At 48.6% G+C, this 25,773-nt stretch carries 24 protein-coding genes; 3 read left to right on the top strand and 21 right to left on the bottom strand.

Translation table 11 applies throughout. The features are described from left to right. Positions 1-19 precede the first annotated feature (19 nt). Both ACZ5EJ_RS09720 and ACZ5EJ_RS09715 read left to right on the top strand, forming a co-directional pair. A complete protein-coding gene (locus ACZ5EJ_RS09720) occupies positions 20-1,234 on the top strand; it encodes an argininosuccinate synthase (RefSeq protein ID WP_011635085.1) in 1,215 nt (404 codons plus the stop codon). 271 nt (positions 1,235-1,505) lie between these two features. Continuing rightward, positions 1,506-2,435, top strand: a complete 930-nt coding sequence (locus ACZ5EJ_RS09715; RefSeq protein WP_107818362.1) for an alpha/beta fold hydrolase — start codon at positions 1,506-1,508, stop codon at positions 2,433-2,435. 62 nt (positions 2,436-2,497) lie between these two features. Here ACZ5EJ_RS09715 and ACZ5EJ_RS09710 read toward each other — a convergent pair whose 3' ends face one another. From ACZ5EJ_RS09710 to clpS, 17 genes are all read right to left on the bottom strand, one after another. Continuing rightward, positions 2,498-3,934, bottom strand: a complete 1,437-nt coding sequence (locus ACZ5EJ_RS09710) for a DUF4139 domain-containing protein (protein ID WP_011635083.1) — start codon at positions 3,932-3,934, stop codon at positions 2,498-2,500. A gap of 105 nt (positions 3,935-4,039) precedes the next feature. Beyond that, positions 4,040-6,106, bottom strand: coding sequence for a coiled-coil domain-containing protein (locus tag ACZ5EJ_RS09705; RefSeq protein ID WP_242500173.1), 2,067 nt, complete (start codon positions 6,104-6,106; stop codon positions 4,040-4,042). A gap of 189 nt (positions 6,107-6,295) precedes the next feature. Beyond that, entirely contained in the window at positions 6,296-7,096 is an 801-nt protein-coding gene (gene fliR, locus ACZ5EJ_RS09700) for a flagellar biosynthetic protein FliR (protein WP_011635081.1), read from the bottom strand. A 96-nt stretch (positions 7,097-7,192) separates the two neighbouring features. Further along, positions 7,193-7,468 (bottom strand): flagellar biosynthesis protein FliQ, encoded by a 276-nt coding sequence (gene fliQ / locus ACZ5EJ_RS09695; RefSeq protein WP_011635080.1) that lies wholly within the window; start codon positions 7,466-7,468, stop codon positions 7,193-7,195. Between the two features lie 15 nt (positions 7,469-7,483). After that, positions 7,484-8,269 carry a flagellar type III secretion system pore protein FliP gene (gene fliP, locus ACZ5EJ_RS09690; RefSeq protein WP_011635079.1) on the bottom strand — a complete coding sequence of 262 codons (786 nt, stop codon included), beginning with the start codon at positions 8,267-8,269 and terminating at the stop codon, positions 7,484-7,486. Continuing rightward, complete coding sequence (gene fliO / locus ACZ5EJ_RS09685; protein WP_464557005.1) at positions 8,259-8,702, bottom strand: flagellar biosynthetic protein FliO; 444 nt, start codon at positions 8,700-8,702, stop codon at positions 8,259-8,261. The genes fliP and fliO overlap by 11 nt, the downstream gene beginning before the upstream one ends. Positions 8,703-8,728: 26 nt before the next feature. Continuing rightward, positions 8,729-9,202 (bottom strand): flagellar motor switch protein FliN, encoded by a 474-nt coding sequence (fliN, locus tag ACZ5EJ_RS09680; protein ID WP_074455710.1) that lies wholly within the window; start codon positions 9,200-9,202, stop codon positions 8,729-8,731. 28 nt (positions 9,203-9,230) lie between these two features. Next, positions 9,231-10,223 carry a flagellar motor switch protein FliM gene (gene fliM / locus ACZ5EJ_RS09675; RefSeq protein WP_011635076.1) on the bottom strand — a complete coding sequence of 331 codons (993 nt, stop codon included), beginning with the start codon at positions 10,221-10,223 and terminating at the stop codon, positions 9,231-9,233. A gap of 12 nt (positions 10,224-10,235) precedes the next feature. Next, positions 10,236-10,718 carry a flagellar basal body-associated protein FliL gene (gene fliL, locus ACZ5EJ_RS09670; RefSeq protein ID WP_011635075.1) on the bottom strand — a complete coding sequence of 161 codons (483 nt, stop codon included), beginning with the start codon at positions 10,716-10,718 and terminating at the stop codon, positions 10,236-10,238. Positions 10,719-11,030: 312 nt separating this feature from the next. Continuing rightward, positions 11,031-13,586: an alpha-glucan family phosphorylase gene (gene glgP, locus ACZ5EJ_RS09665; protein ID WP_011635074.1), complete on the bottom strand. Its 2,556-nt coding sequence runs from the start codon at positions 13,584-13,586 to the stop codon at positions 11,031-11,033. Positions 13,587-13,700: 114 nt separating this feature from the next. After that, positions 13,701-14,522 (bottom strand): ABC transporter ATP-binding protein, encoded by an 822-nt coding sequence (locus ACZ5EJ_RS09660; protein WP_011635073.1) that lies wholly within the window; start codon positions 14,520-14,522, stop codon positions 13,701-13,703. 4 nt (positions 14,523-14,526) lie between these two features. Then, a complete protein-coding gene (locus ACZ5EJ_RS09655) occupies positions 14,527-15,363 on the bottom strand; it encodes an ABC transporter permease (RefSeq protein WP_074455709.1) in 837 nt (278 codons plus the stop codon). Positions 15,364-15,367: 4 nt separating this feature from the next. Next, positions 15,368-16,444 carry an ABC transporter substrate-binding protein gene (locus ACZ5EJ_RS09650; RefSeq protein ID WP_074455708.1) on the bottom strand — a complete coding sequence of 359 codons (1,077 nt, stop codon included), beginning with the start codon at positions 16,442-16,444 and terminating at the stop codon, positions 15,368-15,370. A 194-nt stretch (positions 16,445-16,638) separates the two neighbouring features. Then, entirely contained in the window at positions 16,639-17,301 is a 663-nt protein-coding gene (gene pyrE / locus ACZ5EJ_RS09645) for an orotate phosphoribosyltransferase (RefSeq protein WP_074455707.1), read from the bottom strand. A 93-nt stretch (positions 17,302-17,394) separates the two neighbouring features. After that, positions 17,395-18,456, bottom strand: a complete 1,062-nt coding sequence (locus tag ACZ5EJ_RS09640; RefSeq protein WP_074455706.1) for a TRAP transporter substrate-binding protein — start codon at positions 18,454-18,456, stop codon at positions 17,395-17,397. 16 nt (positions 18,457-18,472) lie between these two features. Next, entirely contained in the window at positions 18,473-20,743 is a 2,271-nt protein-coding gene (gene clpA / locus ACZ5EJ_RS09635) for an ATP-dependent Clp protease ATP-binding subunit ClpA (protein WP_011635068.1), read from the bottom strand. 1 nt (position 20,744) lies between these two features. After that, complete coding sequence (clpS, locus tag ACZ5EJ_RS09630) at positions 20,745-21,056, bottom strand: ATP-dependent Clp protease adapter ClpS (protein WP_011635067.1); 312 nt, start codon at positions 21,054-21,056, stop codon at positions 20,745-20,747. A 374-nt stretch (positions 21,057-21,430) separates the two neighbouring features. On the opposite strand from clpS, the gene ACZ5EJ_RS09625 reads away from it, so the two are divergent. Beyond that, positions 21,431-21,634, top strand: coding sequence for a cold-shock protein (locus ACZ5EJ_RS09625; RefSeq protein WP_011635066.1), 204 nt, complete (start codon positions 21,431-21,433; stop codon positions 21,632-21,634). Positions 21,635-21,772: 138 nt separating this feature from the next. Here the strand turns inward: ACZ5EJ_RS09625 and icd are convergent, their stop codons facing one another. Genes icd through ACZ5EJ_RS09605 form a run of 4 tightly spaced genes read right to left on the bottom strand, consistent with a single transcriptional unit; the run spans position 21,773 to position 25,710 of the window. Continuing rightward, entirely contained in the window at positions 21,773-23,020 is a 1,248-nt protein-coding gene (gene icd / locus ACZ5EJ_RS09620; RefSeq protein WP_074455705.1) for an NADP-dependent isocitrate dehydrogenase, read from the bottom strand. Between the two features lie 23 nt (positions 23,021-23,043). Further along, a complete protein-coding gene (gene scpB / locus ACZ5EJ_RS09615; RefSeq protein WP_011635064.1) occupies positions 23,044-23,694 on the bottom strand; it encodes an SMC-Scp complex subunit ScpB in 651 nt (216 codons plus the stop codon). Then, a complete protein-coding gene (locus ACZ5EJ_RS09610; protein ID WP_464557003.1) occupies positions 23,660-24,508 on the bottom strand; it encodes a segregation and condensation protein A in 849 nt (282 codons plus the stop codon). The genes scpB and ACZ5EJ_RS09610 overlap by 35 nt, the downstream gene beginning before the upstream one ends. Beyond that, on the bottom strand, positions 24,508-25,710 hold the full coding sequence (locus tag ACZ5EJ_RS09605; RefSeq protein WP_464557001.1) for a tryptophan--tRNA ligase: 1,203 nt from the start codon (positions 25,708-25,710) through the stop codon (positions 24,508-24,510). The genes ACZ5EJ_RS09610 and ACZ5EJ_RS09605 overlap by 1 nt, the downstream gene beginning before the upstream one ends. Positions 25,711-25,773: the final 63 nt, after the last annotated feature.

Raw genomic sequence — 25,773 nt, 5'->3', positions numbered from 1 at the left:
TTTTTGATTGTAAAGAGACATGGATAAAGTTAAGAAAGCGGTATTGGCATTTTCGGGGGGGTTGGATACCTCGGTCATACTGAAATGGCTCCAGGATACCTATCAGTGCGAGGTGGTTACTTTTACGGCGGATATCGGCCAGGGCGAGGAAATTGAGCCGGCACGCGCCAAGGCCCTGCAGTTTGGTATCAAGGAAATTTTCATCGAAGATTTGCGTGAAGAATTTGTACGCGACTATGTTTTTCCCATGTTCCGTGCCAATACGGTTTATGAAGGGGAATATCTGCTTGGTACTAGTATCGCCCGCCCGTTGATTGCCAAACGTCAAGTTGAAATTGCACAGCAAACGGGCGCTGATGCGGTCTCTCACGGCGCAACCGGGAAGGGCAACGATCAAGTACGTTTCGAGCTTGGGTATTACGCCTTGCAGCCGGATATCCGTGTTATCGCTCCTTGGCGTGAATGGGATTTGACTTCACGTGAAAAACTGCTGGCGTATGCCGAGAAACAGGGTATTCCAATTGAAATGAAGAAAAAGCAGGGATCACCGTACAGTATGGATGCCAATCTTTTGCATATTTCCTATGAAGGACGTGCACTGGAAGACCCTGCTGTAGAAGCAGAAGAAAGCATGTGGCGCTGGACGATTTCACCGGAAGCAGCGCCAAACGAACCTGAATATTTGGATCTGGAATACGAGCGGGGAGATATTGTTGCATTGAACGGTGAGAAGCTATCTCCTGCAGCCGTACTAACAAAACTCAACCAGCTAGGCGGTAAACATGGCATCGGGCGTCTTGATCTGGTGGAAAACCGTTATGTTGGAATGAAGTCACGTGGCTGCTATGAAACGCCTGGTGGCACAATTATGCTGCGTGCCCACCGTGCAATCGAATCAATCACTCTTGATCGGGAAGTCGCACATTTGAAGGATGATCTGATGCCGCGCTATGCGGCACTGATTTATAACGGTTACTGGTGGAGCCCAGAAAGAAAATTATTACAGGTGCTTATTGATGAGTCCCAGGCACATGTAAATGGCCAAGTCCGGGTCAAGCTCTATAAGGGTAACGTGATGGTGGTCGGGCGTGATTCCCGGACAGATTCGCTATTCGATCCTACGATTGCTACTTTTGAGGAAGACGGAGGGGCTTATCATCAGGCGGATGCAGCGGGCTTCATCAAACTTAATGCGCTGAGAATGCGGATTGCAAAAGCTCTCCGTAGGCACTGATTTAGGAAACCGACTATTCCATTATTTCTGTTAACCAAGGTGCTGACTTTAAAACCATACAGTCAGTATCCGTTAGCAGAGGATAGAGCTACTCAGATCAGCTATTCTTAGTTCTTGTTATCAAATTTGCAGAAAGTACTGCATTGACTGCTGCTCTAGTTATCTCTGTTCTTTTTTGATTGTCCGGTTGTATAAACTGATTGGTATTTGTGCGATTGCGGTTCAGCAAACTCGTTTTGATATGATTACGCATCATTCTGAAAAATTTCCTATGAAAAACCCTTCGGATATATCGTGGAAATATCTATCTGTACCAGCACAACACGGAAAAGCAAAATCTGGACGAGGCAGCCGTCAGCTTGCCTATACAGATTGGGGAAATCCGGAAAATCATCATGTAGTGGTATGTGTACATGGCCTGACACGCAACTGTAGGGATTTTGATTTTCTGGCGGAGGCCCTGGAGCAAGATTTCAGAGTAATTTGCATTGATCTGGCGGGGCGTGGTCGCAGTGACTGGCTGGAAAACGCAGAGGATTACAATTCTGCGATGACTTATTTGTCGGACATGGAATGTGTGCTCAAACATATTTACCGGCAAAGCCACCATGATTGTCTTCACTTTTACTGGGTGGGTGTGTCCATGGGGGGGCTGGTTGGCATGTTGCTGGCTGCCCGGCAGCGTTTGTCAACCATTTACCGGCTAAGGGCACTGGTAATGAGTGATATTGGCCCGTTTGTTTCATCTGCTATCCTATCTGTGTTTGCCATGACTATCGGGCAAGATCTCCGTTTCCAGAGCCTGAGTGAACTGGAAACACACATGCGCAATACGGCACTGCCCTATAATGCGCTTACGGATATGCAATGGCATCATATGGCGCTGTACAGTGCGCGTGAATATGAGGATGGCACAATTGGCTACCGCTATGATCCTGTCATCTCATCTGGTTTTCGTCCATCAAATTTGAGAGATCTCAATCTATGGCCCTACTGGAACCGGCTTGATCTTCCGATACTGGTGCTCCGGGGAGAAAAATCAGAGGTTCTGACACCGGAAACAGTCAGTGAAATGCAATTACATCAGCCCAATGTAAAGTTCGTTGAGCTGTCTGGTATCGGTCATGCGCCCATGCTGATGGATACAGAACAAATCAACCTGGTCAGAAACTTTCTGCTGCAATTCAGAAATCAGGTGTAATAAATACCTTTAGACGAGTAATCAGATCTGCAGCCTACAATGCAAACAGCAGACGGAATTTATCAATGTTTAATCCGGACCCGGTAACTCAGCACAATTTTCTCATTGTCGGGAATGATGATCTGCCATTCAGCCAGGTTAGCGGCTGGCTTGGTATGGGGAAAAGATTCTGAAATTACTATCCAGTCACCGGGGATGGGTTCTTGTACTCGAATGGTGACTGCTTCCTGGCGTGTGTTGTGAATTTCAATCTTGTGGGCTGTTTCAGTGAAATGTTGAGAAGGAGTATCCAGCTGCTGAAAATCCGTCTGGGTTCTCGTGGCTGTAATGTCGAAAGCTTTACCCAGCTTCACACGAACGAGTTCATTTTTCGCGGTGTGCTTAATGCGATCTTCACCCAGAAATTGCGCATTGCCCTGGGAATCATTTTTGTAAACATGCACTGTTCCTCCAGGTAGCGGCTTGTCCAGCTCTTTTCCCTTGTTCTCAAACTGGATAAAAACATCCGGCCTCAGTTTGTTATCGTCGCCGGTATATCTGCTGAAGTAATGGGCTTCAATACCACGCAGTAGAAATTCCTTGTTGACCGGAATATCTGCAGCTGTCATCAGCGTAATCTGTTTTGTCTGGTTTTCTGCCAGCGTTGCGGAGGCAGGCATGGTGTAGAGATGGTATTCAAACAGGGATTCTTGCTTACTCTCCTGATATTCGGCGGCATCAGCCACCATAGCCATCATTTTTCTGGTCTGGGGTTGCTCGAAGGAAACCTGATTGATGTTCCCGGCCACCAGCTGCAGATGGGCATCTGGATACGCAATGCCACTATGGTTGGCCAGCGTAATTAATCCACTAAGATCAATCCGGCTATCATCGGCATTGAGTTTAGCCACATAGTCAGCCTGCCAGGAAAGCCCGGAGGTCAGGTAGGATAATTCGAGTTCACGTTTTCCTGGAGAAGTATTCTCCAGTACCAGTGACAAGGTGGGCCGATCATGCAGGTGATCGGGGATATCCGGAAAGGTGATTCGTCCTGTAGTACCGGTTTCGATACGATCTGTGAATTTCAATATAACTCCCCCAAGGGTGGAGAGTACGGTGGCGGCTTCTATTGTTTCTTTTCCAGTTACAGGATTAGTGTAAATAACATTGACGGTACGTCCGAGATAGCTTTCCAGCAGTTTTTCCGGGGTAAGCAGATCAAAATCAAAATTCTGTTCCAGCAACCGGGATTCGGAAGATTGCCCCGGTGTGCGCAGCAGTACTGTTTGTGGACGTATCCGGGTTGAAACTTCACGCCAAACCAGCCTGTTTATACCTTGTTCCATAGAAACTTGTCGCAGATCCCTGATCAATGCCAGGTTTTCATTGTAGATCGTAACACCGACCTGCTTTTGATCCTGGAGTGTGGTGGTTTTTTCCTGCATGTGCATGGTAAATCCGGTAACATTGGTAATTGCCAGTGTCAGCGGCAGTACAGTTGAATATAAGGCTTTCAGCATGTCATTCTTTCCTGATTCTTTAGTATTGTTGTTAGTCCGACCCTGAAAAATTGCAGCTAGATACATTGCGTATCATGCTGCTATTTTGATATTTAAGTTGCAAGGTTATGCTACTTCAGCAGTTTTGGATTTATCGAATGGTACTGCTGTTTCACCAGGCTTTATTGAGTTGTCGAGTGTATCTAATTGAAGTGAATTACCGGATGTGTTCGAATCCAGTCGATTTGTTGAATCATCAGGCTCAATAAATTCAGCAGATGCTTCTTTTTCCGTGCTTTCTTCAGTATCTGCCAACATGGTTTCGCTGTTATCAGAAGAGAGGTGAGTAGAATGCTCTTCATAATCTACGACTATATCGGGTGAAATTTCTTCGTCGGAACAATCCTGAATAATTCTGGTTGTTTCAATTTCCTCCCGTATTTTCCGAGAGGCCAGTGCAATCGCAGCCTCGTCTGCCTGAATACGTGCCCGTGCGGCTTCTACAGCCATGGTTTCAACCGCTTCTCGCGCAATGGCGCGTTCGACAGCCAGTGCATCCTGCTCTATGCGTGCTTGTATTGCCATCAGGGCTGAAGCCTCTGTCCGGATTTTATACAGTACCGTGGCAGCCGTTGTTTCAGCTGCCTGGAGCCGCTCTTCCGCTTTTGCCATGGCGATAATCTGGTTCTGTGCAATGGTCATGGCGAGTCCGGTCAGTTTTGGCTCCATTTCCATGCGTACTCTGGCTGCTGACTTGGCTTGCTGAACGGCTTCCGCCTGTTTTTTCCTGTTTTCGATCAGGCGTGCTTCCATTTCTGCCAGCTCATTGGCTTCTTTTTCAAGCTGTTTGTCCAGTGCAATTCGTTCATCAGCCAGTTTTGCTGCATGGGTTTCTGCTGCGATTCTATCTTCGGCGGTTTTCTTGGCGACTGCTTCTGTAGCAGCACGAGCGCGGGATCGTTTGATCGCCACTTCCTGTGCCTGAATACGTTCCCGAATTGTGTCCGTAATAGCCAGATCAGCTTGTGTTTTTTCATTGAATATGGCTGTTTCCTGTTCTTTCGCCTGTATGCGAGCCTCAACAGCAACTCGTGCTTCATTTTCTGCAATGATGCGGGCTTGTACTTTTTCCAGCAGCAGGGTGTCGGTCCGGGTGCGTTCCAAGGCAGCCTGTTCAGCCTCCTGCTCGCTCTGGATAAGCTGTTCCGCGATTGTTTTAGCGTTTCGTTCAGCCTCTATCCTGCTGCGTGCCGCAGCCGCGGCTGCCAGTTCGGTTGCAGTGCGGCCCTCTGCCTCTGATTTTGCCGCAAGATCAAGTTTTTGTCGGGTATCTGCTGCCTCAGTCGCTTTTTTTTCAGCATCCAGTTTGGCTTGTTCAGCTTCCCGTGCCCTGGTTTCTGCCTGTAATTTCTCTTGTATTTGTGAGGCCAGATTGGCTTCAGCCTCTGTGCGCAATCGAATTTCCTCGATAGTCTGACGTTCAGCTTCAGCTTTGGCATTTGCCAGCACAATTTTTTTCTCATCCTCTTCAGCTCTGGTGCGTGCCAGTGTTGCTGCTTCTGCTTCTGCTGCCGAGGCGGCAAGCGCTATCTTCAGTGCTTCCTCACTGTTTTTTCTGCGTGCAATGGCTGCTTCTATTGCTTTTTGCTCTGCCAATTCCTTTTCTCTGGATTTTTCCAGGGCGAGCGCTTCTTCTTGTGTACGCCTGCGTGCTTTCTCGGTTGTGGCCGCTTCAGTTTGTACTCTGGCACGCAAAGCAGCAACGATTGCTTTTTCTGCTCTAAGGCTGTCTTCAACAGTCTGACGTAACTTTGCCTCTAGCTCTTGGCGTGCCTGAGCCTCCTGTGTTGCCAATGTTTCTGCCCGGGTGCGTGCCCTGGCTTCTTCCGTGGCTGCTGTTTCGGCCTTGATGCGTGCTTCGGCGGCCAGTCTAGCACTGGCTTCTACCCGCGCACGTGCTTCTGCGGTAACACGTGCGCGGGCCTCGGTTTCAATCCGACCTTTGGCCTCGCGGATTGCGATATTTTCAGCCTCCAGTCGTGAGGCGTTACTGTCATCAAAAGAAGAATCGCAATCTTCTTGCCCGAAAGGATCATTTATCTGTGGGAGTTCGTTCCCGGATGGCATTTTGCCGGTATGAATGGGGACAACGTTTAATTCAGCCTCATTTTCTGGTTGTGGTGAAATGTTCAAAATCGATCTGAGATGAGATTTGAATAGCATGGCGGGTACCGTTTATCGAGAAAAATGTGGGAGCGGCGCTTACCTTATCAATCACTGTGGCATGGCAATCGGCTAAAAAGGGGGTGAAAAGCCTGGTTAATTAAAAGAATGTGAGCGCCACAGATAAGCCATAGCGTAAATAGCTTTCCGGAACCGGGTTTATGGTATGCCGGTTACATTGACACTTCCACCGGCGAGTGAACGCATGATGGAAAAGCTTTCCTGAAACATTTGCGTAAGCACAGGAGTAAAATAAGGCAAGGCCCATGACATGACCAGCAGGCCGATTCCCAGCGTCAATGGAAATCCAACTGCAAAAATATTCAATTGCGGCGCAGCGCGTGTCAGGATGCCCAGTGCAAGATTGGTGATCAGCAAAGCTGCCAGAACTGGCAGGGCCAGATGTAATCCCAATGTGAAAATTTCAGCGCCCCAGTTAACAAGAGTTGTGAATGAAGTAACATTCATCCCATCTGCACCGATTGGCAAGATGGTGAAACTCTGTGCGAGCACAGCAATAACCTGCAAATGCCCATCGATGGCCAGAAACAAGAGTGTAGCAAGTAGTCCGTAGAAACGGCCGACCAGCTGAACCTGGCCGGATTGCTGCGGATCAAAGAAAGTTGCAAAACCGAGCCCCATCTGCAACCCCGTAATTTCTCCCGCCATTTCTACTGCAGTAAAAACAATGCGTATGGAGAAACCCATCGCCAGCCCGATAATAATCTGTTGCAGCAAGACAATGGGACCCACGCCGGAGCCTGGGTCAATCTGAGGTAGCGGGGGCAGCAGAGGGGCAATCAGAATAGTCAGTAGTACAGCCAGCCCCAGTTTGACCTGGATTGGGATACTGCTACTGCCTAGCAGTGGGGTGGCAGTCATGAGTGCGAGAATTCTGGCCAGTGGCCAGATCAGGATAATCAGCCAGCCGTTCAGTTGCTCGGTGGTGATGCTGAACATGGATCGATAACCTGTTTTTGAACGCTGTTAAAGGTGATTTCTCAGGCTGTGAAGAAACGTGACCAGAGAGCTGCCGTTCCGTGTATTTGTAACGGCCTATCCACCGTTGATAATCCAGGGAATACTGGTGTAAAGCCTTTCAATGTAGTCAAGTATGATTTGTAACATCCAGGGGCCAGCCAGCGCTAGGGTAAGGAAGATAGCCAGCAGTTTAGGAATGAATGACAAAGTCATTTCATTGATCTGTGTGGCAGCCTGGAAGATACTGATGGCCAGACCTGTCACCAACGCTGCCAGCAATAAAGGTGCAGCGATTGTGAATGTAATTTCTAACGCCTGTCGGCCGATAGTCATTGCCTGTTCTGGGCTCATGTGGCGATCTCCTTATCAGGTATAGAAACTCTGGGTGAGTGAACCAATCAGCAGATGCCAGCCATCCACCAGTACAAACAGCATCAGCTTGAACGGTAGAGAGATAATCATTGGCGACAGCATCATCATTCCCATTGCCATCAGTGTGCTGGCAACAACCATATCAATGATCAGAAAAGGGATAAAGACGATAAATCCGATTTGAAAAGCTGTCTTTAGCTCGCTGGTGATGTAGGCAGGTACCAGGATTTTCATTGGTACCTGATCCGGGCTTTCGATTTCCTCGCTCCCGGAAATCCGGGCGAACAGTGCAATATCTGTTTCGCGTGTCTGGCGTAGCATGAAGATCTTGAGTGGATCGCTTGCCTTGTCCATTGCTTCGATAATACTGATCTTGTCTTCAGAGAAAGGCAGATATGCTTCCGTATACATTTTGTCAATGACCGGCGACATAATAAAGAAAGACAAAAACAGTGCCAAACCAACCAGCACCTGATTGGGAGGAGATGACTGCGTACCCAGCGCCTGTCGCAACAATGACAAAACGATGATAATGCGAGTGAAGCTGGACATCATCAGGACAGTAGCAGGCAAAAATGTCATCGAAGTCAGCAGCAGCAGAGTTTGCAGGCTGAGGGAATAGGTAGTACCTCCCCCTGCCGCTGGTGTGCTGGTGATGGCCGGAAGTCCTGCTTTCTGGGCAAATACCGGGCTGATACCCACTACCAGTAGCAGAATGATGCAACCGATGGAGTGTTGCCGGATAACGATTCGTTTGCATAGCAGGTTTTTATTGCTCATGGTCTTGCCCCAGATTGGCCTGCAACTTCTCTGTAAAACCGTTGCCAGAGGGAGGCTCAGCTGTTTCAGTAGATGGAGAGGGTTTTTTGTGCATCTGGTGCAACAAGTTGACCTGACCTGGTGCGACACCTAGCACTAGCCAGATATCATCAATCTCTGCAATCACTACTCTTTCTTTCTGGCCGACACTGGCGGACGAGATAATTTTTAGCAGATCTGTCCGATTGGCAGGATTAAGTCCTATTTTCTTGAACAACCAGGCAATTAGTGCAATAAATGCCAGCACAATGAACAATCCTGCCGATAGTTGCAGCATATTCTCGCTGGAAATTACCGGGGAGGGCGGGGTAAAGCCCTGATTTCGCACGGATTCAGCAAGCACCTGTTGGGGTAACCACAGTATGCTGCCAATCTGGACAATTATGCGTGGCATGGGTATGGAATCAATCCAGAGGTGGGCTAGCGGTTCAGTTTGCGGATGCGTTCACTGGGAGTGATGATGTCTGTCAGGCGAATGCCAAATTTTTCATTGACGACAACGACTTCACCTTGGGCAATCAGGCAGCCATTGACCAGCACATCCATTGGTTCGCCCGCCATGCCATCCAGCTCAATGACGGAGCCTTGTGCCAGTTGCAGCAGATTTTTAATGGCGATTCGGGTGCGACCCAACTCAACTGTCAGTTGCACCGGAATATCCAGAATCATATCGATATCGTTGCGGGTATCGTTCAGCACATTATTCCTGGAAAACTGCTCGAAAACAGAAGATGGCTTTGTCAGATCCTCGTCTGGTATATGGGCCGATGCGCTGGCTGATGATTCGCTAGCTTCGTCGATAACCGAACAAGTTTCAGCAGCCTGTTGTTCCGCCATGGCGGCGGCCCAGTCATCCTGTTCGGTTTGTGGTTCGGTTGATATCGGTTCATTCATGTTCTGCTCCGATGTTTGATTTTAATTATCAGTCAGTTTCAGTTGGGGTTCGTACAGTCTTGACTTTAAGTGCATAGTGATCGTTGAGAATGCCGTAATGACAATCCATGATCGGTACACCATTTGCCATAGCAACTACTGTGTCCGGAATATCGAGTGCGATGACATCGCCTTCCTGCATGTTGAGGATCTGGTGTAACGTCACCCGGGTATGGCCGAGATTAGCAATAATTTCTATTTCTGCGCCTTGTACCTGTCTGGTTAGCGACTTGATCCAGTTATTATCAACTTCTGCATGATCTTCCTGCATGCTGTTGTTGAGCAGATCACGTATTGGCTCCAGCATGGTGTAGGGGGTGCAGATGTAGAACTCTCCACGATTACCGCCCAGATTGAGCTCAAACGAGCTTGCAACAACAACATCGGTTGGTGTCGCAATATTGGCAAATTGCGGATTCATTTCCGCACGGATGTATTCAAATCTGACCGGGTAGACAGATTTCCAGGCTTTCTCGTAGTTTTCGAATAAAACATCCAGCAAGCGTCGGATAATGCCCTGTTCGGTCAGGGTGAACTCACGTCCTTCCACTCGGGTATGAAAACGACCATCTCCACCGAACATATTGTCCACGATCAGAAATATCAGGTTCGGATCAATGGTGATCAGTGCAGTGCCGCGCAATGGTTTCATGCTGACCATGTTGATATTTGCAGGCACGACCAGCGAACGGGTGAATTCGCTGTATTTGATGGTTTTTATTGAGCCAGCGGAAATATCTACCCCCCGGCGTAAAAAATTGTAGAGCCCAATCTGCAGAGAATTGGCAAAGCGTGCATTGATAATTTCCAGAGCGGGCATGCGTCCCCGGACAATCCGCTCCTGGGTGGCCATGTCGTAAGGACGGATACCGCCCGGATAGGTAACCCCGTTTTCCTTCTGGGCTGCTTGCTGATGCTTGTTACTGTTATCAAAATTCAGTAGCGCATCAACTTCATCCTGAGTGAGAAAATTCTCGGCCATGGCGCGCAGGGTTTACTGAATAATGAAAGAGGTGAACAAAACATCCAGAATGTCATTTTGCAGGGCTTCAGATCCAATCTTTGATCGGATCGCCTGAATGATATCTTGGCTGAGTTTCTGCTTTCCATCCAATGTATTGATTTCAGAGGGTTTTTTACTGGATAGCAGCAACAGAATCTGATTGCGGATTTCAGGTTTGCTGTTTTCGATAACCGTGATTACTGCGGTTTCGTTTACTTTGAGGGATAGTTCCACCTGCAGATAGTGAGATTCCCTTTCTTCTGGCTGCAGGTTGACGGTAAAAGATTCGATCTTGACAAAAGCTGCCGGTTTTTTCTTTTCGACTACAGCTTCTGATCCCGCCTCTTCATGCTGTTTTTTCATAAAATACCAAGTCCCGCCGATGCCTGCCCCAGTAAACAGTAATCCGATCAGGATGAATAGGATCAGTTTACTTTTATTGCCCGTGCCGGCCGCTGCAGTCGCTTCGCTCATGATTTCTCCTGCGTGGATATTAATTAATACCAGCGCATTATGGATAATCTCCAGAGGATTTGATCACGTAAATAATCACCTAATCGCGGGCTATTTCCATACTCTGGGCAGGGAGGGGCGTGCTATGCCGCTGGGGTATTTGTAATGGGTAATTCCGGGAGAGTGATAGTGGCGTGGTAGTGATTAATCTGTATTTTTTATCCCAATGGAGAAGCTCTCTTCCCTGCGAAGTAGTTACGTTGAGCAACCTTGTCAATTTTGAAAGTGTTCCTTGCGTTGCCAGAATCTGATGAAAATCCGGGATTAATGCTTTTATGGAGCCATTATTCCGATCCACCAATGAATCAGGTGGCTTTCAATCGGGATATGGGCATCGGGATGATACGGCACGCAGCGTGGCGTGAAATCGGTATGAACACGGTCGGTATTTAACCGGGATTTATACAGATATCCATTGATAGCTCCCGGTATCTCGTCACCACGCTGCATTGTTTCGCAAACAGGAGGCTCCTCAGCAACCGGATCAGCATAGAGCTGAATCTGTACGAATTCAGGTGATACACCTCCCAGATAAACCGGCACTTCAAATACCCAGTCTTCCTGATCTCTGGATATGATCAGGTTTCCCCAGTGTATCTCGTGCCAGCTTTTTTTCAGTTGTTCATCCCATTGGCGCAATTCCTGCGCGGCAGAGCTTCCAGGGGTTGTTCGATGCTGAAAGGTGGCCGCTGCGGGAAGATACAGTTGCTCGACATATTCACGCACCATGCGGTTGCTGCTGAACTGCGGAGCAAGATGTGCCATGCTGGCGCGCATACGGGCTACCCAGGTTCCGGGAATGCCGCTGGCATCGCGGTCGTAAAACATCGGTACGATTTCTTTTTCCAGCAAGTGATAAAGCTGTTCTGCCTCTACTGCATCCCAGCCCGGTTCGTGGTGTTCATGGCCATCACCCAGTGCCCAACCGGTTTCAGGAGTGTAGGCCTCGGCCCACCAGCCGTCTAGTTCCGAAAGATTCAATCCGCCGTTGGCTAGTACTTTCATGCCGCTGGTGCCGCTGGCCTCCCACGGCCGGCGCGGGGTGTTGATCCAGACATCTACTCCCTGCACCATTTCCTGCGCCAGTGCAATGTCATAATCTTCGAGAAATACAACATGATTACGCACATCCGGGCGGCTGGAGAACTGTGCCCATTCCTGGATGAAGCGCTTGCCTTCATTATCAGCGGGGTGAGCCTTACCGGCTACCACCAGCTGCACTGGCCGATCTACTCGTGTCAGCAGTCTGGCAAGGCGTTCGCGGTCGTGCAACAGCAGGTTGGGGCGTTTGTAAGCAGTGAAGCGCCGTGCAAATCCAAGCGTCAGCACATTGGGATCCAGAATCCGGTCAACCTGATTGACGGCTTCCATATCTGCTCCCCTTTGTCCCAGTAGTACCTGCATCCGCTGCCGGACGTAGCGTATCAGATCGGCGCGCTCCTGGCCGCACAAAGTCCAGAGCGTCGTGTCATCCAGTTTGCGTATTTCAGCGGCGAGTGCTTCTTCTGAACCCAGCCAGCGACCTTTGCCACAAAAAAGCGTCCAGATTTTATCTGCCCAGGGAGAATCCCACGATGGAACATGTACGCCATTGGTGACATGCGTAACCGGTACTTCGCGTTCGGGCCAGCGGGGGTACAGTTTCTGAAAAATATTTCGGCTGACCTGGCCATGGAGTCGGCTGACACCGTTGATCCTGCCGCAGGTGCGTGCTGCCAGATAAGCCATGTTGAAAGGCTCGCTCTCATCTTGCCGGTTGCTACGCCCGAACGCCATCAACTCTTCCAATGGCATTCCCGGGTCTTTGACATAGGGCTGGCTGTATTTCATGACCAGTTCGCGCGGAAAGGTATCAAAACCAGCTGCCACCGGGGTATGAGTAGTAAACAGATTGCCAGGCCGTGTTGCCCAGAGCGCTTCCTGGAAATCTATCTGTCTTTTCTGCGCAAAACAGCGGGCACGCTCCAGTGTAACGAATGCAGCATGGCCTTCATTCAGGTGACAGATATCAATTGCCAGCTCCAATGTTTCGATGAGCCGCCAGCCACCAATCCCCAGCACAATTTCCTGTATCAGTCTGACTTCCTCCCCACCACCGTACAGCTTGCCGGTAATGCCGCGATCAAGTGCATTGTTCAGAGGGTTATTGCTGTCGAGCAAATACAGGTTGATTCGCCCCACCTGTGCTACCCAGACATGCAGTTGTACTGTTCGTCCGGGCAATTCGATTGGAATGGATAGCCAGGTGCCGTTATGGGCCAGGAGGGGGCGCAAAGGCAGGCTGCTGGAATCATTATATGGATAGATTTCCAGCTGCCAGCCGCTGGTATCCAGCATCTGCCGAAAATAACCTTCCTGATACAGCAGGCCAATTGCAGTTATCGGGATAGCCAGATCACTGGCTGCCTTGAGATAGTCACCCGCCAGCACACCCAGGCCACCGGCATATAGTGGCAAGGCCTTGCCCAGACCGTATTCCATACTGAAATAGGCAACTCCTCGCAATTTGACGTCGCCATGCACCTCACCGAACCATCCGCCATAACTGCAGTAATCGTTGCGTGCTTTGACCAGGTGATCAAGATATTGCCTGAATTCCTTGTTTTGGTTCAGTGTCTGCAAGCGTTCATACGACAGATTTTGCAGAACAACGAAAGGATTTTCACTTTGCTCCCACAGCTGCGGATCCATGATCTTCCACATTGCATCTCCGGCATGACTCCATGTCCAACGTAAATCCATTGCCAAGCTTGCAATCTGTTCGACCAGTGGCAGCAGATCAGCGGGCAGATCTCTCAAGTAGGGCATCAGTAAACGAGGTGTCTTCATATACTTCATCCTCCTTCTGCTGCAATGTCAGATGTTACATATTAACTCGGTTGTTCGTCGAGATGTGAGTGCAGCGTAGGGGGAGAACCCTGGCGATCTTATGCCTTTACTGTTTTACAGATGGTTTGTCTGATCAGTTGCTTCGAGGATGGGGGCATGTTCTGCCAGGAGGGTTTCGTGTTCCAGGAAGCGGTCAAGTTGTTGCTGGATAACGCGGAAGGACTGGTTTTCTGGATTGCGGGGACGATCAAGTTCAATATCCAGAATTTCTGCAATATGGCCATTGGGAGATGAGGCCATGAGCGCGATACGATCTGCCAGCATGAGTGCTTCGTGCAGATCATGGGTGATCATCAGTATGGTGGCGGCAGAATCACTCCAGACACGCAGCAGGTAGCGTTGCATCATGCGGCGAGTTTGCATATCCAGTGCGGAGAAGGGTTCGTCCAGTAGTAGCAACCGAGGTTTGGTGGCGATGGTCCGCGCCAGGGTGATACGCTGACGCATGCCGCCAGATAATTGTGAAGGCTTGTGGCCGGCAAAAGATTCCAACCCAACTTGTTTGAGATATTGCTTTGCGTGTTCCAGTGCTTCCACCCTTACCATACCTTGGTTACGCAACGGGAAAGCAACATTCTCTTCCGCTGTCATCCATGGAAACAGATTATGAGTCTGAAAAATTAGCGCAGTCGAAGGGGCCGGGCCTTGCAGTACCTGATTATCGTAGCTGACGTTGCCCTGATCTGGAAAATCCAGTCCGGCAGCGAGGTTGAGCAGGGTTGTTTTGCCGCAACCACTGCGGCCGAGGAGTACAGTCAGACTGCCCGGTTCTATGATGAGCCTATCTGCTTCTACAGAAACAGTATCGCTGAAGGATTTACGGATGTTACTGAATTCTAGCCGAGCGCCGGATGAGGAAGAAGGTATTGTGTTCATGGATTTACTGCACCCATTGCAATAGTCTGGCATTGATCAGCAATAACAGGCGATCAATGGCAAAACCAATGAAGCCAATGGCGAGAATGCCGACCATGACTAATTTCATGTTGTACATCTGCTGCGCCATGATGATCATGTACCCCAGGCCGGAGTTGAGGCCAGCCATTTCTCCTGCCAGAACAGCCATCCAGGCACCGAAGAACGACATGCGAATGGCTGTCATTGTGCTGGGGATGATGGCGGGAAGCCGTACATACCACCACATACGGATGCGTGAGGTACCCAAATTATGGGCGATTTTCAGATATTCATCCGGGATGCTATCTAGTGCGGCAATTAGCGAGAGCGTCATGGTTCCGAGTACTGCCATGAATACGATGAATACAGCGGCTGGGCCACCAATACCAATAACAACGATGGTGAAAGGGATCCAGGCCACCGGTGCGATAGGTGCAAGCGACTGGACAAGGGGCAAGATCAATCGTCGCAAAATGGGCAGCTCAATCACCATGATAGCGAGGCAGGATGAAACCAGGAGGCCGATCAGCATACCGGCACCCACGCGCCCCAGCGTGATGGTAGTAGACTCAAACAACCCGGTTTTCTGCTGACCGAACCCGATGGTGATGTTGCCGGAAAAGGCATACGGAATAGTTTCACTAGGAGGGGGCAGAATTTGCGGATTTAGCCATTCCAGCCAGGAACCAAGCTCCCAGGATAGAATGATCAGCAACCAGGCCAGACAAAACCACAGGAAATTTGATTTAAAAAGCAGTTGGCTAACCCGGCCAGTTAGCGTGAGCTGGTGACCGGATTTTTCTGAAGCATGAGGTTTCATGGCGTCAGGCCGGCTGGTATTGCAGATCCAGAACGGTATCAATGACATCCGGCTTCAGATAACCCAGCTCGGTCAGATATTTTGCTCCCTGACGCAGGCCGTTAACCCCCGTCTGGCTGATGACCGGATTGGGGAACTGGCGTTTGAGCGCAACGGATAATATCGGTCGTGGTACACCATAGATAGGCTGTAAATCATCCAGTACTGTTTCATAATCCTCAGCAAAGGCTCGGGCAGATTCTTGCAGAACCAGGAGGTAGGTTCTCAACACATCCTGCTGGCGATCAATAGTGCGGGTTCTGGTGGTGACAACACAGTCTGCCGCTTCAGGTCCCCATACTGAGTTGGAATCAGTCAAATAAACTGCCCCTTGTTCAGCGACAACATGCTCAGCATAAGGTTGCGCCAAGGTGCAGACATCCAGCGCCTTGTTGGCAATGGCTTCTCCCATGCCGATCATGCTCGGAAAGAAGGTCATGTGGTAGTCGTCATAGGATTTACCATGTTGTGACATGGTGCCGTATCCAACCAGCTCTAGCGTATCTAGCCGCAAGGTTCCCACACGCAGCCCTTTATCTGCTGCATCGATAAATTCTTCCACAGATCTGACCGAGCCATTGCGTGCGACCAGCTCGATGCCAGCCTGACCGGAGCCGCCAATAATGCGCAGGTCGGTAGTGCCAGCGGTGTAGGCGGCTGCTGTCATGGTCCACGGGCTGTGTATTATCTCAAGATTATTGGCGATCAGTGATTGCATGGCATCACCGGGACTGTTGAATTGCGTCAGAACAACATTCAACCCTGCTTTGGTAAACTTTCCTCTTACTTTTGCCAACAGCAGATGAGAGACGCAGCCTGCTGGTAGATGTCCAACACGAATGACCGTGCCGCCCGCAGCGGCTTCGGTGCGCGTCGCAGCAGCCAGCAATCCGGCGCCAGCAGTAGTGACATAGAACATTCCACAGCCGCAGGTACACAAGAATCGGCGTCTTGATGGGATAAACAGCGCGTTGCCCGGCTCACGGATTGTCGAGGCGGTGGTGTTCTTTCGAATCAGACGACCAATAATGTTTTTTATCATGACTGGAATTCCCTATAAAAGTAGACTGATCGTTCTCTCCATTTTGTATTGTAATCAGATTTCCTGGAAAAGCCAGCAAATATTTTTAACTTGATCGGAAGTGGGGAAAATAACAGCTAAACAAAAGATGTAACCAGGCTAAGAATAGTGATGGAATGACGGGTGATATGTACCTGTCCGCAGCGTTGTTGCTGCTACTGTCCGGAGCTAACCGATATTTTTGCGCCGTAGCGTGCGCGATAGGTTTCTATTGCTGGAATATGGCAGGTAAGATCGTGCCGGGTGTGTAAATAAGCGACGATATCATCCAATGTGACCAGGGAAATGACCGGGATGTCGTATTGGTTTCTGATTTCTTGCAAAGTGGAGCATTCACTTTTGCCTTTTTCCATACGATCCAGCGCAACCATGATGCCGCATGGTGTGGCGCTGGCTGCGCGAATCATGGTGACAGATTCACTGACAGACAGGCCTGCCGATATGACATCATCGACAATCAAGATACGCCCGACCAGCGGAGCACCTACGATATTGCCACCTTCACCATGATCCTTGGTTTCTTTGCGATTGAAGCTGAAAGGATGGTTATACCCAGCTTTGGCAAGGGCAATAACAACAGTACTGACTAGTGGAATGCCTTTATAGGCAGGGCCAAACAGGGCATCAAAGTGGATCTCAGAAGCAAGAATGGCCTGAGCGTAGAACTGCCCCAATTGTTGCAGCGATTGGCCATCATTGAACAAGCCGGCATTGAAGAAATAAGGGGAGGGGCGACCTGCCTTGGTTTTGAAATTACCAAAACGCAAGACGTTATACCGAAGAGCAAAATCAATAAATTCCTGTCGAAAATCCGCCATAGGTATCAGGTTGTGTATTAAGTGATCAGAGTCAAGTTGATAGCTGCATGCAGCAGACTGTTTCATTCCAGGAAAGTATTTTTAGAGTCGGAATTAACGTAACTCCAAATAGTTTTGATCGGTGATTTTGCTCCATTCTTTTGCCTTGGTCAGGAACACTCGCTGACTTTCAATGACTTCACGGGCAACCGGTGATTTGTTGGCAACCTGCTGCAACAGTTCATCGTTGGCCTTTTTGAAAGCCTGGAGTACATCGTCAGGAAAAGTGCGAATATGAATGCCATGTTCCTCACGCATTCTTCCCCAGACAAGGGCATTGCGGTAAAAGGACTCGGACAGCATATCAAGTGAGGCTTCCTTGGCAGCGACTGCGATGATGGTGCGCAGATCTTCAGGCAGTGCATCAAATTTTTCCTTATTGATGAGAAGATGAAGTTCAGCGCCCGGTTCGTGCCATCCAGTGTAATAGTAGGGAGCTATTTGCTGAAAGCCCATTTTTTCATCATTGGCGGGACCCAGCCATTCGACGGCATCAATTGTGCGGCGTTCCAATGCGGTATAGAGTTCACCAGGCGGGATATTGACAGGTTTCATGCCGACTTTTTCTACCACCTCGCCGGCATGTCCGGGAATGCGCATCTTTAGCCCTTGCAGATCTTTCAGTGAGTGAATTTCGTTTCTAAACCATCCTCCCATCTGAATGTGCGTGTTTCCGGCCGGGAAAGCAACAATGTTGTGTCGGGCATAGATCTTATGCAGCAATTCCAGTCCGCCACCGTAGTAATACCAGGCGTTCATCTCGGTGGGGGTCATGCCGAACGGCGTTGTCGTGAAGAATGTGGTGGTCGGATCTTTGCCTTTATAGTAGTAGGAAGCAGTGTGGCCCATTTCGTATGCACCGATGCGCACAAAATCAAAAATTCCCAGAGCAGATTTGTGTCGGCCAGGTGCATCGACAGTAATGTGCATCCGCCCCCCTGACATTTTTTCGACATTTTCAGCGAAACGCCTGGCCGCATTGTGCAGTATCGGCGTTCCTTCCGGCCAAGACATGGCCAGACGCCACTTATACGTGGCGTCTGCATCAGCAGTCAGGGGGTATACGAAAACAAGAAGTGCAATGAAGAATGTACGGAAGCGTATCCGAAGGTTCATTTTATTCTTTTGGTTTTCAAGATGGGATGGGTGCAGCTACATTTTCCTTATTTTCAAATGTGAGAACAGCTTTGCCGTCTTCACCAATATCTACGGTTACCTTGCCACCGTTAACCAGTTGCCCGAATAACAATTCATCAGCAAGTGCCCGGCGGATAATATCTTGAATAAGCCGAGCCATGGGGCGAGCACCCATTAGCGGGTCAAATCCATGGCTGGCAAGATGACTGCGCAGGTTGTCGGTGAATGTAACATCCACTTTCTTTTCTTGCAGTTGTGCTTCGAGCTCTATCAGGAACTTGTCAACAACGCGCAATATAATGGCTTCTCCCAGTGGTGCAAACGAGATAATGGCATCCAGCCGGTTACGAAACTCGGGCGTGAACAGCCGTTTGATTTCAATCATTTCATCTCCGGATTTTGCGTGTTTGGTAAATCCGATTACTGTCTTGGTGAGCGTATCGGCGCCCGCGTTAGTCGTCATGATGATGATCACGTTACGAAAATCAGCCTTGCGCCCATTGTTATCCGTTAATGTTCCATAATCCATGATCTGGAGCATGACGTTGAAGATATCAGGGTGTGCTTTTTCAATCTCATCAAATAGCAGTACAGCGTGTGGTTGTTTGATGATCGTTTCAGTCAGCAGGCCTCCCTGATCGAATCCAACGTAGCCCGGCGGTGCACCGACCAGTCTTGAAACCGCATGGCGTTCCATGTATTCGGACATATCAAAGCGATGCAGAGGGATTCCGAGTATATAGGCAAGCTGACGTGCCACTTCAGTTTTTCCTACGCCGGTTGGTCCGGAAAACAGGAAGGAACCAATAGGCTTGCCGGTATTTCCCAGTCCACTGCGTGCCATTTTAATGGCAGCAGTGAGCGCATCAATTGCTGCATCCTGCCCGAAAACGATGGCCTTGAGGTCACGATCCAGTGTTTTCAGTTTATTGCGGTCATCATTGGAAACATTCTGTGGCGGTATCCGCGCTATTCCAGCAATAACATGCTCGATTTCCTGTTTGCCGATAATTTTCCGCTGTCTGGATTTGGGGAGCACTCGCTGGGCAGCGCCGGCTTCATCGATGACATCAATTGCCTTGTCTGGTAAGTGACGATCATTAATGAAACGTGCGGACAATTCTGCGGCTGCTGTTAGCGCGACTTCAGTGTATCTAACATTATGATGTTTTTCGTAGCGGGATTTTAGCCCGCGCAGAATCTCCACGGTTTCGCTGATATCAGGTTCAGAGATATCAATTTTCTGGAAGCGGCGAGACAAGGCGTGATCCTTCTCAAAAATGCCACGATATTCGTTGTAGGTAGTGGCCCCGATACATTTAAGCTGTCCGGAGCTGAGTGCGGGTTTGAGCAGATTGGATGCATCCAGCGTACCGCCCGATGCAGCACCAGCACCGATCAGAGTATGAATTTCGTCGATGAACAGAATTGCTTTGGGGTTGTCAGTGAGCTGTTTTAATACCGCCTTCAGCCGCTGTTCAAAATCGCCCCGATATTTTGTTCCGGCCAGTAACGCCCCCATGTCCAGGGCATAGACCTGATGATTGGCAAGTACATCCGGTACTCGATTTTCAGTAATTCTTCTGGCCAGCCCTTCGGCAATGGCAGTTTTTCCTACACCAGCCTCACCAACCAGCAGCGGGTTGTTTTTGCGGCGACGACATAATGTCTGAATGACTCGTTCAACCTCTTTTTCACGTCCAATCAGAGGATCTATTCGGTTAGCAGCTGCCTGGCTGTTCAGATTGATGGTGTAGCTTTCCAGCGGGCTGCCTGAATCCCGTTGCTCGCTGTCAGTACTGTCCTCATTTTTTTCAGATTCGCTGTTCTGTGCTGTCTTGTCTATCTTGTGGGAAATATAATTCACCACATCCAGTCGTGTTGCGCCTTTCTGCTGTAAAAAATAAACTGCGTGTGAATCTTTCTCGCCAAAAATTGCGACCAGGACGTTAGCACCGGTGACTTCTTTTTTGCCGGAGGATTGGACATGGAGAATCGCTCTTTGGATGACCCGCTGAAAGCCCAGAGTAGGCTGGGTGTCAACATCCCCAGATCCTTCTACTACTGGTGTATGGCGGGCAATATGATCCTGCAGGGACTTGCGCAAATCCTCGATATCAACTGTACAGGCAAGCAACACTTTTATAGCGCTGGGATTATCTAGCAGAGCCAGTAGCAGGTGTTCAACCGTAATGAATTCGTGACGTTTTTGTCGTGACTCGACGAAAGCCATATGCAAACTTACTTCCAATTCTTGCGCAATCATATTATTCCTTCTCCATCACACACATGAGTGGATGCTGATTTTGTTTTGAGAATTCATTGACCTGTTGTACTTTTGTGGCTGCAATATCGCCAGGATAAGTTCCACATATTCCTGCACCTTCAGTGTGAATTTTCAACATAATTCGGGTTGCCATTTCTTCATCCATGAAGAAAAAATGGCGCAACACCTTTACCACGAAATCCATGGGGGTAAAATCATCATTAATCAGTATTACCTTATATAAAGGCGGGGGGGTCAATCTGGTTTTGCCTTTTTCGATAACACTTTCAGGATTTCGGTTATTTGCTGCCATGGCTTACGTTTTTGATGTTTTGGATCTGGTATTTTATAAGAAAAATATTTAATCAGTACTGACTTCTGTATTCTAACCGCTAACCCGATCTTTCCGGTGCTTATAGCCTACCTTGTTTCCCGGAATCATCTGGGTCGATTACGACAAAGTTCCTGCCTTCCTTGAGTGATTAGTCAGGTAGTTATTTGTCTCATTTCATAAGTGAAAATTTGTAGCATCAACATCATATCTTTGCTTGACTTGGGACATATTTTGCGTAAAACTGCAACCGGCGTTTGGCTTCAAGTTTTCTGCAGTACTGGTTAGAGCCGTTTGCGGTCTTGAAATTCAAATAGTATCAGGGTATCCGGCCCAGTTTTTTATAGGAAGTAGAAATGGCAACAGGCACAGTAAAATGGTTTAATGATTCTAAAGGATTTGGTTTTATTACACCGGATGACGGCAGCGAGGATTTATTCGCGCATTTTTCCGCAATCAATATGTCAGGCTTCAAGACCCTGAAGGAAGGCCAAAAAGTAAGCTTTGAAGTTACGCAAGGACCAAAAGGCAAGCAAGCTTCAAATATTCAAGCTCCCTAATTCTGACGGTGTAAGAGCCGACCTTTCGGGTTAGTTTTCCCCCGACCTGAAGTTTTTATAATGCCAGGCCGGGGGTTGATTTCTGAAATAAGCTGACTGAAGTAAATGTTACAGAGAATATCAGTCTAATAAGTTCTATTACATTCTTTGTATCATTGCACTCCCAAATTCTGAAGAAGTGGCCTGCCTGGCATTCGGTGTAAGTCTTGCCAGATCATAGGTCATGATTTTGTCTTGTATCGTTTTCTCCATTGAGCTGATAATGATATCGGCTGCTTCGTGCCAGTTAATGTGTCTGAGCATCATTTCTGCTGACAGGATGATTGATCCTGGATTGACTTGATCCTTGCCAGCGTACTTTGGTGCTGTGCCGTGTGTCGCCTCAAATATCGCTATGCTGTCGCTCAAATTTGCTCCGGGAGCGATTCCGATACCACCCACCTGTGCAGCCAGAGCGTCAGAAATATAGTCACCATTTAAATTAAGTGTGGCGATAACATCGTATTCATCCGGACGCAGCAAGATTTGCTGGAGGAAGGCGTCAGCAATAACATCCTTGATGATAATTTCATTACCATCATACCGCAGTTTCATCCACGGACCGCCATCCAGTAATTCTGCGCCAAATTCTTTTGCTGCCAGTTCGTAACCCCATTTCTTGAAAGCCCCTTCTGTGAATTTCATAATATTTCCTTTGTGCACCAAGGTGACAGAGCGCCGTTTATGGTCAATTGCATACTGAATGGCTTTCCTGATCAAACGTTCGCTGCCTTCTTTTGAAACCGGTTTTATCCCGATCGCAGAGGATTGAGGAAATCGGATCTTGGTGATTTCCATTTCTGTTGTCAGGAAATTAATTACTTTTTCAACAGCTGCTGTTCCAGCTTCCCATTCGATGCCCGCATAGATATCTTCCGAGTTTTCGCGAAATATGATCATATCTACTTTCTCCGGTTGTTTGACCGGGCTGGGAACCCCCTGGAAATACCGTACCGGGCGCAGGCAAACATACAGATCCAGCAGTTGGCGTAATGCGACATTGATTGACCGGATGCCACCGCTTACTGGTGTGGTCAATGGCCCCTTGATGGATACCACAAATTCCTTTGCTGCTTGCAAGGTTTCGTCTGGCAGCCAGACATCCTGTCCATAGACGCGAGTCGATTTCTCACCCGCGTAAATTTCCATCCAGGAAATTTTCCGGGAATCACCGTATGCTTTTTTTACTGCGCCATCGATCACTTTGATCATGACGGGTGTGATATCTATACCTGTACCATCTCCCTCAATAAAAGGGATGATCGGGTTATCTGGTACGATCAGGGTAGAGTCATTTTTTACCTGAATTTTGCTGCCGATGGCCGGTACCTTGATATGTTGATACATCGTGTCTCCAAGAAGTTAAAAAATTATATTGACTCATGAATGCTGGACTCGCCGGACTCTTGATCTATTCTCTGATCGTTTAACTTTTCCTCTGCAGATATATTCAGGGAATTAAAATTTTCCAGGGAGGGCAGCTGTTCCAGCGATTGCAAATTCAGATCATCAAGAAAATGCCGGGTGGTTGCATAAAGATAAGGCTTGCCCGGTATCTCGCGTTGCCCAATAGTTTCAATCCAGCCGCGTGATTCCAGGGTTTTAATAACTTGTGTAGAAACCGCTACCCCCCGGATTTCTTCAATATCTCCACGGGTGACGGGTTGTCGGTAGGCGATGATGGCTAATGTTTCCATTACTGCACGCGAATAACGGGGTGGTCTTTGTGGGTTAAGTCGATCCAGGAAAATTTGCATTTCAGGCTTGCTTTGGAAACGCCAGCCTCCAGCAACTAAAACCAATTCTATTCCGCTGTTACACCATTTCTCATCCAGGATTGTCAGGGATTCATGCAGCATTTTTTTATCAATATTACCCTCAAAGAGTTTCTTGAGATCATTAATGGTCAAAGGCTCAGACGTGGTTAACAATGCGGCTTCAACAACCCTGACGACCTGATCATTCAGCGAAAGAACCAGGTTCGCTTCAATTGGCTCGGTCAGAATGGCAGGTGTGGACATAAATTGTTCCAAAGCGATCTGATTGAACAATATCAACCAGCGCTTCCCGGGCCAGCTCCAGCAACGCAAGGAAACTGGCTACAAGTTTATGAATATTGGAGATATTACTGAATAATTCAGTAAAGGAAGCACTGCCTCGAGGCTGCAGATTTTTCAGAATTTCACTCATGCATGCTCGTACAGAGATGGCTTCATATCGGATGGTGTGGTTGCGGTTAAGTTTGAGGCGTTCCGTTAGTGTAAGCCAGGTATCACACAAATCCTGAGGATTGACATCAGGGAACTGTCTTTCGGCAATGAAATCTGTCCAGACAGAGGTCAACATAAAATCTTTACCGACAAGCGGGAGGTTATGTAGGTGGATAGCCGCTTGCTTGATGCGTTCATATTCCAAGAGCCGTTGTACCAGCTCTGCCCGGGGATCGGCTTCCTCTTCCTGAATGATGGCCGCCGGGTGCGGTAGCAGCATGCGAGATTTGATATCGATCAGTAACGCAGTCATGAGCAGATACTCAGCCGCCAGCTCAAGCTGATCCGCACGCATGGTTTCAACATAAGCGATATATTGCCGCGTGAGTTCGGCCATGGGGATATCAAGAATATCCAGGTTATGCTTGCGGATCAGATAAAGCAGCAGATCAAGCGGTCCTTCAAAGGTTTCCAGAAAAACCTGGAGTGCCTCGGGTGGAATGTATAAATCTTGTGGAATCTCCAGTAGCGGTATGCCTTGTACTCTTGCAATCGGGTCGTTCAGCGCAGCGTTATCCAATATATTCCCGGTGTCTGCAAGGGTTTGTCTGGATATGTCATTCATCACGGATACCCGATCCCCAGTGCCGCTCTGACATCCCGCATGGTTTCTTCTGCCAGTTGATTGGCTTTTTCACATCCTTCGGCAACAATTTTTTTTACTTGAGCAGGGTCTTCCTGATACATTTTGGCACGTTCCAGAATAGGCGCCTGTTCTTCCCGTATTGATTGAATGATCGGTTGTTTACATTCCAGGCACCCGATCCCTGCGGTTGTGCAGCCTTGCCATACCCATTTCCGGGCATCTTCTGATGAATAAAGCTGGTGGAATTGCCATACCGGGCATTTCTCCGGGTTACCAGGGTCGTTGCGGCGGACGCGTGCTGGATCAGTCGGCATGGTGCGAATTTTTCGAGTAATACTGTCCACATCTTCGCGCAAACCAATTGTGTTGCCATACGATTTGGACATCTTCTGGCCATCCAGACCAGGCATTTTGGACGCTTTGGTCAATAGCGTTTGTGGCTCAGGCAAAATGACCTTGCTTCTTCCTTCCAGATAGCCGGATAGCCGCTCGCGATCATCCATGCTGAGATTTTGTTGTCCCTTCAGCAGTAATCTGGCTTCGGATAGCGCATTTTCGTCACCTTGTTCCTGATAGCGGTTACGCAGTTCACCATAAAGCTTTCCTTTTTTAGAGCCCATTCTTTTGATGGCTTGCGTTACTTTGTTCTCGAAATCCGGTTCTTTACCAAAGATATGGTTAAACCGGCGGGATACCTCACGCGTAAACTCCAAATGAGGCGCCTGGTCTTCTCCTACAGGAACAAGATTGGCCCGGTAAACCAGTATGTCAGCGCTTTGTAGGAGGGGATACCCGAGAAAACCGTAGGTGCTGAGATCCTTCGCAACAAGTTTTTCCTGCTGATCCTTGTAAGTAGGGACACGTTCCAGCCAGCCAAGCGGGGTAATCATTGATAATAATAAGTATAACTCGGCGTGTGCGGGGACTTTCGACTGAATGAACAAGGTTGCTTGTGCAGGATCTACTCCTGCTGCCAGCCAATCGACCACCATGTTCCAGCTATGCTGCTCAATGATTTCAGGGGAGTCGTAATGAGTCGTCAATGCATGCCAATCAGCTACAAAAAAGAGGCATTCATATTTCTGTTGCAGGGCTAGCCAGTTTTTCAATACACCATGGTAATGTCCCAGATGTAGATTTCCTGTAGGGCGCATGCCTGAGAGAACGCGATCAACAAACATTTTTACAGAGCTCCGGATAGCATGGAATCGAAGAAAAAATATAAGGGTGTCTGGTGAAACGTA

The sequence above is a fragment of the Nitrosomonas sp. TNE100 genome (assembly GCF_055387135.1).
Note: the sequence above shows the minus strand (reverse complement) of the source record. Positions and strands in the feature narration are given on the sequence as shown.

What these genes read in the sequence shown, in the direction of transcription:
- ACZ5EJ_RS09720 (WP_011635085.1), top strand. Translation starts at nt 20, where the DNA reads ATGGATAAAGTTAAGAAAGCGGTATTGGCATTTTCGGGGGGGTTGGAT.
- ACZ5EJ_RS09715 (WP_107818362.1), top strand. Translation starts at nt 1,506, where the DNA reads ATGAAAAACCCTTCGGATATATCGTGGAAATATCTATCTGTACCAGCA.
- ACZ5EJ_RS09710 (WP_011635083.1), bottom strand. Translation starts at nt 3,934, where the DNA reads ATGCTGAAAGCCTTATATTCAACTGTACTGCCGCTGACACTGGCAATT.
- fliR (WP_011635081.1), bottom strand. Translation starts at nt 7,096, where the DNA reads ATGTTCAGCATCACCACCGAGCAACTGAACGGCTGGCTGATTATCCTG.
- fliQ (WP_011635080.1), bottom strand. Translation starts at nt 7,468, where the DNA reads ATGAGCCCAGAACAGGCAATGACTATCGGCCGACAGGCGTTAGAAATT.
- fliP (WP_011635079.1), bottom strand. Translation starts at nt 8,269, where the DNA reads ATGAGCAATAAAAACCTGCTATGCAAACGAATCGTTATCCGGCAACAC.
- fliO (WP_464557005.1), bottom strand. Translation starts at nt 8,702, where the DNA reads ATGCCACGCATAATTGTCCAGATTGGCAGCATACTGTGGTTACCCCAA.
- fliN (WP_074455710.1), bottom strand. Translation starts at nt 9,202, where the DNA reads ATGAATGAACCGATATCAACCGAACCACAAACCGAACAGGATGACTGG.
- fliM (WP_011635076.1), bottom strand. Translation starts at nt 10,223, where the DNA reads ATGGCCGAGAATTTTCTCACTCAGGATGAAGTTGATGCGCTACTGAAT.
- fliL (WP_011635075.1), bottom strand. Translation starts at nt 10,718, where the DNA reads ATGAGCGAAGCGACTGCAGCGGCCGGCACGGGCAATAAAAGTAAACTG.
- glgP (WP_011635074.1), bottom strand. Translation starts at nt 13,586, where the DNA reads ATGAAGACACCTCGTTTACTGATGCCCTACTTGAGAGATCTGCCCGCT.
- ACZ5EJ_RS09660 (WP_011635073.1), bottom strand. Translation starts at nt 14,522, where the DNA reads ATGAACACAATACCTTCTTCCTCATCCGGCGCTCGGCTAGAATTCAGT.
- ACZ5EJ_RS09655 (WP_074455709.1), bottom strand. Translation starts at nt 15,363, where the DNA reads ATGAAACCTCATGCTTCAGAAAAATCCGGTCACCAGCTCACGCTAACT.
- ACZ5EJ_RS09650 (WP_074455708.1), bottom strand. Translation starts at nt 16,444, where the DNA reads ATGATAAAAAACATTATTGGTCGTCTGATTCGAAAGAACACCACCGCC.
- pyrE (WP_074455707.1), bottom strand. Translation starts at nt 17,301, where the DNA reads ATGGCGGATTTTCGACAGGAATTTATTGATTTTGCTCTTCGGTATAAC.
- ACZ5EJ_RS09640 (WP_074455706.1), bottom strand. Translation starts at nt 18,456, where the DNA reads ATGAACCTTCGGATACGCTTCCGTACATTCTTCATTGCACTTCTTGTT.
- clpA (WP_011635068.1), bottom strand. Translation starts at nt 20,743, where the DNA reads ATGATTGCGCAAGAATTGGAAGTAAGTTTGCATATGGCTTTCGTCGAG.
- clpS (WP_011635067.1), bottom strand. Translation starts at nt 21,056, where the DNA reads ATGGCAGCAAATAACCGAAATCCTGAAAGTGTTATCGAAAAAGGCAAA.
- ACZ5EJ_RS09625 (WP_011635066.1), top strand. Translation starts at nt 21,431, where the DNA reads ATGGCAACAGGCACAGTAAAATGGTTTAATGATTCTAAAGGATTTGGT.
- icd (WP_074455705.1), bottom strand. Translation starts at nt 23,020, where the DNA reads ATGTATCAACATATCAAGGTACCGGCCATCGGCAGCAAAATTCAGGTA.
- scpB (WP_011635064.1), bottom strand. Translation starts at nt 23,694, where the DNA reads ATGTCCACACCTGCCATTCTGACCGAGCCAATTGAAGCGAACCTGGTT.
- ACZ5EJ_RS09610 (WP_464557003.1), bottom strand. Translation starts at nt 24,508, where the DNA reads ATGAATGACATATCCAGACAAACCCTTGCAGACACCGGGAATATATTG.
- ACZ5EJ_RS09605 (WP_464557001.1), bottom strand. Translation starts at nt 25,710, where the DNA reads ATGTTTGTTGATCGCGTTCTCTCAGGCATGCGCCCTACAGGAAATCTA.